4 protein-coding genes are annotated in these 5,509 nt (G+C 72.9%); 3 read left to right on the top strand and 1 reads right to left on the bottom strand.

Annotated elements, in window-relative coordinates; translation table 11 throughout:
* The first annotated feature begins 334 nt into the window (after positions 1-334).
* Complete coding sequence (locus tag VGD70_RS36135; protein WP_331089543.1) at positions 335-841, top strand: hypothetical protein; 507 nt, start codon at positions 335-337, stop codon at positions 839-841.
* 41 nt (positions 842-882) lie between these two features.
* Entirely contained in the window at positions 883-2,418 is a 1,536-nt protein-coding gene (locus VGD70_RS36130; RefSeq protein ID WP_331089541.1) for an FAD-binding oxidoreductase, read from the top strand.
* Here the strand turns inward: VGD70_RS36130 and VGD70_RS36125 are convergent.
* Positions 2,399-3,853 carry an aldehyde dehydrogenase family protein gene (locus tag VGD70_RS36125; protein ID WP_331089539.1) on the bottom strand — a complete coding sequence of 485 codons (1,455 nt, stop codon included), beginning with the start codon at positions 3,851-3,853 and terminating at the stop codon, positions 2,399-2,401. The genes VGD70_RS36130 and VGD70_RS36125 overlap by 20 nt on opposite strands.
* Before the next feature lie 42 nt (positions 3,854-3,895).
* On the opposite strand from VGD70_RS36125, the gene guaA reads away from it, so the two are divergent.
* A complete protein-coding gene (gene guaA, locus VGD70_RS36120) occupies positions 3,896-5,452 on the top strand; it encodes a glutamine-hydrolyzing GMP synthase (RefSeq protein WP_331089537.1) in 1,557 nt (518 codons plus the stop codon).
* The last annotated feature ends 57 nt before the right edge of the window (positions 5,453-5,509 follow it).

Below are 5,509 nucleotides of genomic sequence, written 5' to 3'. Positions count from 1 at the left end.
ACGAGCTTGGCTCCGCGCTTGCCACTGAACAGGCGGCTGATCCGGCTCGGTGACCACTTCAGCAGGAACGCGAGCTGCCGCCCGTTGAGCCCCTTCGCCTGCGCGGCCCTGGCCAGCGCCAGCCCGAGCTCCCTGGACCGGACAGTCGGCTCGAGATCAAACATCGCACACTCCTCGTCACTCGTCGGCTACGTGTTGTCCACGGTGTTGTCCACGCTAGAACGGATCACCGCAGAGCACCGCATTCTGCGGGGCAGGTTCACGCAGACGGATCCGATGTGCCGGTGGGGCAACACTCCGTGACGCCGCGAGGCCCGATAGGTTGCGGCACATCATGAAGAAGAGGTTGCCGTGGGTGCTCGTCGCCGTCGTGGTGCTCGTCGCCGCGGTCGCGGTCACCCTGCTGGTGCGCGGGAACCCGGGGAGCGGGAACGACGAGCCGGCGTCGAGTCCGCCCAGCGGCGCGGCGCGCTACGACCTCAGCACACCCGAGCGCGCGGCCAAGTCCTTCGCCCGGGCCGCCGCCGCGGGGAACGGGAAGGAACTGCTCGCGCTGACCTGCCTCGACCACCCGAAGTGCGTTGCGCAGCAAGGGTCGCTCGTGAACGAGCAGGTCGACGAGGCCAAGCAGCTGATCCTCGGCGGCATGGCCGGCCTCGCCACCCAGTTCGAGGGCGCCGAGTTCGGCAAGGCCACCGAGGCGTCCGTGCCCGGCGCCAGGCAGGTCCCCTACCGCACCCCCGACATGCCCGCGGGTGAGCGGCGCGCGCTGATGTTCGTGCGGTTCGAGGGGCGCTGGCTGTACGTGGGCAGCGCGGGCGCGTCCGCTCCGGCAACCTGATCACCTGCCACACGTCTGGCAAGGGTGGAGGTGTCGGGGCCTTGATCAGCAGACGAACGTTTCTCGCCGCGGCGGCATTGGGCACAGCGGGGGTGGCCGCCGCGTGTACCGGGTCGCCGTCGAACACGGTAGGCACGCCGGCGCCGACCACACCGCCGTCGCCGTCGCCGTCGTCGCCGTCGTCGCCACCACCGTCGTCGCCACCGGCGCCGGTGCCGCCGGACTGGCCGGCGTTGCGGGCGAAGCTGCCCGGCGGGCTGGTGCTCCCGGGCGAGGCCGGGTATCCAGCGGCCGCGCAGGTCTACAACCCGCTGTTCGACTCGCGCAAGCCCGCCGCCGTCGCGCGCTGCACGCGGCCGGCGGACGTGCAGGCCTGTGTGGACGTCGCCGCGAAAGCCAGGATGCCGATCGCCGCGCGGTCCGGCGGGCACAGCTATGCCGGCTACAGCAACCCGGACAAGGCGCTGGTCGTGGACCTGCACCCGATGTCCGGTGTGGACGTCCGGCCGGACGGCACCGCCGTTGTCGGCGCGGGGACCCGGCTGATCGACGTCTACGCCGGGCTCGCGAACGCGGGCCGGTGCCTGCCGGCGGGATCGTGCCCGACGGTGGGGATCGGCGGGCTCACCCTCGGCGGCGGGATCGGCGTGCTGGCCCGCAAGTACGGGCTGACGTGCGACAAGCTGGTGTCGGCGCAGGTCGTGACGGCCGACGGGGCGTTGGTCACCGCGTCGGCCGAGCAGGAGCCGGACCTGTTCTGGGCGCTGCGCGGTGGGGGCGGGGGGAACTTCGGGATCGTCACGTCGTTCACGTTCGCCACCGAGCCGGCGCCCGCGCTGACAGTGTTCTCGCTGCGGTTCGAGGGTGGCGCGGCGGACGTGCTGGGCGCGTGGCAGTCGTGGGTGGCCGACCTGCCCGACGAGATGTGGACGAACTGCGTGCTGTCGGCCGGGTCGCCGCCGAGCGTGCGGGTGGGCGGGTGCTTCGTCGGGTCGGTCGCCGGGTGCGAGCGGCAGCTGGCGCGGCTGGGGCTGTCGGCGTCGTCGCGGTTCGTCACCGGCAAGTCCTACCTGGACGCGATGCGGTACTTCGGCGGGTGCTCGCAGCGCAGCGTGGCGCAGTGCCACCCGCAGGCCGAAGGCGGGGCGCTGGGGCGGGAGTCGTTCGTGGCGTCGTCGCGGATCCTGGCGAAACCGGTCGACCCGGCGGCCGTCGTCGCGCTGCTGGACGGCCGCTCGGGGCTGGACCTGCTGCTCGACTCGCTGGGCGGCGCGGTGTCGCGGGTGGCGCCGGACGCGACGGCGTTCCCGCACCGGACCGCCCTGGCGAGCGCGCAGATCTACGCGAACACCGGCGCAGGGCGGGCCGCCGCGAGCCGCCAGGTGGCGGAGGTGCGCGACGGCCTCGGCGCGCTGGCGGGCGCGCACGGGTACGTCAACTACGTCGACCCGGGGCTACCGGACTGGGCGAACGCGTACTACGGCGCCAACCTGCCCCGGCTGCGCAAGGTGGCCGGGACCTACGACCCGGACGGGGTGTTCGCGTTCGCCCAGGGGCTCACAGCTCCAGGCCGGTGAGGACCATGACGCGCTCCTCGCTGAGGTCGTTCATGGCGCTGCGGATGCCTTCGCGGCCGAAGCCGGAGCCCTTGACGCCGCCGTAGGGCATCTGGTCGGAGCGGAACGAGGGCACGTCGCCCACGATGACGCCGCCCACGTCGAGCTCCGCCCGGGCGCGGAAGGCCACCTGGACGTCCCTGGTGAACACGCCCGCCTGCAGGCCGTACGGGGAGTCGTTGACCTGCGCGAACGAGTCGTCGACGCCGTCGGTGACCGCGACGACCAGCACCGGGCCGAAGACCTCCTCGGCCCAGCACTTGGCGTCGTGCGGGACGTCGGCGAGCACGGTGGGCTCCATCGAGGCGCCGTCGCGCCTGCCGCCCGCGAGCAGCTTGGCCCCGGCCGCCACGGCCTCGTTGACCCAGGCCTCGACGCGCTCGGCGGCGGCCTCGTCGACCAGCGGGCCGACCTCGACCTCGGGGTCGTGCGGATTGCCGGTGCGCAGCTGCTTGATGGCGTCGAGCAGCTTGGGCACGAACGTGTCGGCCACGGTCCGGTCGACGAGCACCCGCTGCACGGCGATGCACGACTGGCCGGCCTGGTAGTTGCCGAAGGTGGCGATGCGCCTCGCGGCGAAGTCGAGGTCGGGCCAGTCGGCGCAGACGACCGCCGCGCCGTTGCCGCCGAGCTCGAGCACGACCTGCTTGCGTGGCGCGGAGTCCATGATCGACCAGCCGACCGGGCCCGAGCCGGTGAAGGACACCACCGGCAGCCGCGGGTCCTTGACGAGCGCGACCGTCTCCTCGTTGCCGAGCGTGAGGACGGAGAACGCGCCCTCGGGCAGCTCGGTCTCGGCGAGCAGCTCTCCCAGCAGCAGCGCGGAAAGCGGGGTGCGCGGTGCGGGCTTGACGATGATGGGCGCGCCGACCGCGATGGCCGGGGCGATCTTGTGCGCGACCAGGTTGAGCGGGAAGTTGAACGGCGCGATGCCGAGCACCGGCCCGCGCGCGACCCGCCGGACGACCGCCAGCCGGCCCTCGGCGGCGGGGTCGGTGTCGAGCCGTTGCAGCTCGCCGGAGAAGCGGCGGGCCTCCTCGGCGGCGAACCGGAACGTCGACACGCAGCGGTTGACCTCGACGGTGGCCCACTTGAGGGGCTTGCCGTTCTCCGCGGTGATCATCTCCGCGACCTCGTCGGCTCTGGCGGCGATCGAGCGGGAGACGTGGTCCAGCGCGGCGGCCCGCACGTGGGCGGGTGTCGTGCGGAACGGTTGGGTGGCGGCCACCGCCGCGGCGACGGCGCGCTCGACCTGCTCGGCGCTGGGCACGCAGACCGTGGCGATCTCGTTGCCGTCGTAGGGGTGGTGCACGCTGAGCGTCTGCTCACTCTGCTCCGCGCGGCCGGCGATGAAGGCGGGCCGGGGGGTCGGCAGGTGCGGCTCTGTCGCGTTCATGCCCTCCACCGTAGTTCCCAGGGCCCGTGCGATGCTTCCCCAGTGACGCAACACCAGCACCGGCCGGTTCTCGTGGTCGACTTCGGCGCGCAGTATGCCCAGCTCATCGCCCGTAGGGTGCGTGAGGCGCAGGTGTACTCGGAGGTCGTGCCGCACACGATGCCGGTTGCCGAGATGCTCGCGCGGGACCCGCTGGCGATCGTGCTGTCCGGTGGTCCGGCGTCGGTGTACTCCGACGGCGCGCCGGCGGTGGACCCGGCGCTGTTCGAGGCGGGCGTGCCGGTGTTCGGCATCTGCTACGGCTTCCAGGCGATGGCCCAGGCGCTCGGCGGGACGGTCGAGCACACCGGGACCCGCGAGTTCGGGCGGACCGACCTGGGCGCGTCCGGCGGGGTGCTGCACGCCGACCTGCCCGCGCGGCACCCGGTGTGGATGAGTCACGGGGACAGCGTGGTGTCGGCTCCGCCGGGATTTGTTGTCACCGCGGGTTCGTCGGGCGCGCCGGTGGCCGCGTTCGAGGACGTGTCGCGGCGGCTCGCGGGGGTGCAGTACCACCCGGAGGTGGCGCACTCGCCGCACGGGCAGGAGGTGCTGCGCCGGTTCCTGCACGACATCGCGGGGTTGCGTCCTTCGTGGACGATCGCGTCCATTGTGGACGAACAGGTCGAGCGGATCCGCGCCGTGGTGGGCCCTGCCGGCCGGGCGATCTGCGGGCTGTCCGGCGGGGTCGACTCGGCGGTGGCGGCGGCCCTGGTGCAGCGGGCCATCGGGGACCGGCTGACGTGTGTGTTCGTCGACCACGGGCTGCTGCGGGCCGGTGAGCGCGGCCAGGTGGAGCGGGACTTCGTGGCGGCGACCGGGGTCAAGCTGGTGACCGTGGACGCGGCGGACCGGTTCCTGTCGGCGCTGGCCGATGTCACGGATCCCGAGCAGAAGCGCAAGATCATCGGCCGGGAGTTCATCCGGGTGTTCGAGGGGGCCGAGCGGGACCTCCAGGCTTCGGGTGACTACCAGTTCCTGGTGCAGGGGACGCTGTATCCGGACGTGGTCGAGTCGGGCGGCGGGGCCGGGGCGGCGAACATCAAGAGCCACCACAACGTGGGCGGGCTGCCGGACGACCTGACGTTCACGCTCGTGGAGCCGCTGCGGGAGCTGTTCAAGGACGAGGTGCGGCGGGTCGGCCTGGAGCTGGGCCTGCCGGAGACGATCGTGCACCGCCAGCCGTTCCCCGGCCCGGGACTGGGCATCCGCATCATCGGCGCGGTGACCGCCGGGCGGCTGTCGATCTTGCGCGCGGCCGACGCGATCGCGCGCGAGGAGCTGACCGCGGCGGGGCTGGACCGCGACATCTGGCAGTGCCCGGTGGTGTTGCTGGCGGACGTGCACAGCGTCGGCGTGCAGGGCGACTTCCGGACCTACGGCCACCCGGTGGTGCTGCGCCCGGTGTCCTCGGAAGACGCGATGACGGCCGACTGGACCCGGCTGCCGTACGACGTGCTGGAGCGGATCTCGACGCGGATCACCAATGAGGTGCCGGAGGTCAACCGGGTGGTCCTGGACGTGACCTCGAAACCCCCGGGCACGATCGAGTGGGAATGAGCCGAGGGCGGCCTCCTCGCGGAGACCGCCCTCGCTGGGACACCTTGGGGGGTCAGC

This window comes from Actinophytocola sp. (assembly GCF_036402745.1).
GTDB lineage: Bacteria > Actinomycetota > Actinomycetes > Mycobacteriales > Pseudonocardiaceae > Actinophytocola.
The sequence above is the reverse complement of the archived record's forward strand: the minus strand, read 5'-3'. Positions and strand labels throughout refer to the sequence as shown.

Excerpts from the sequence above, each read along its gene's own strand:
- VGD70_RS36125 (WP_331089539.1), bottom strand. The coding sequence starts at position 3,853 with ATGAACGCGACAGAGCCGCACCTGCCGACCCCCCGGCCCGCCTTCATC.
- VGD70_RS36135 (WP_331089543.1), top strand. The coding sequence starts at position 335 with ATGAAGAAGAGGTTGCCGTGGGTGCTCGTCGCCGTCGTGGTGCTCGTC.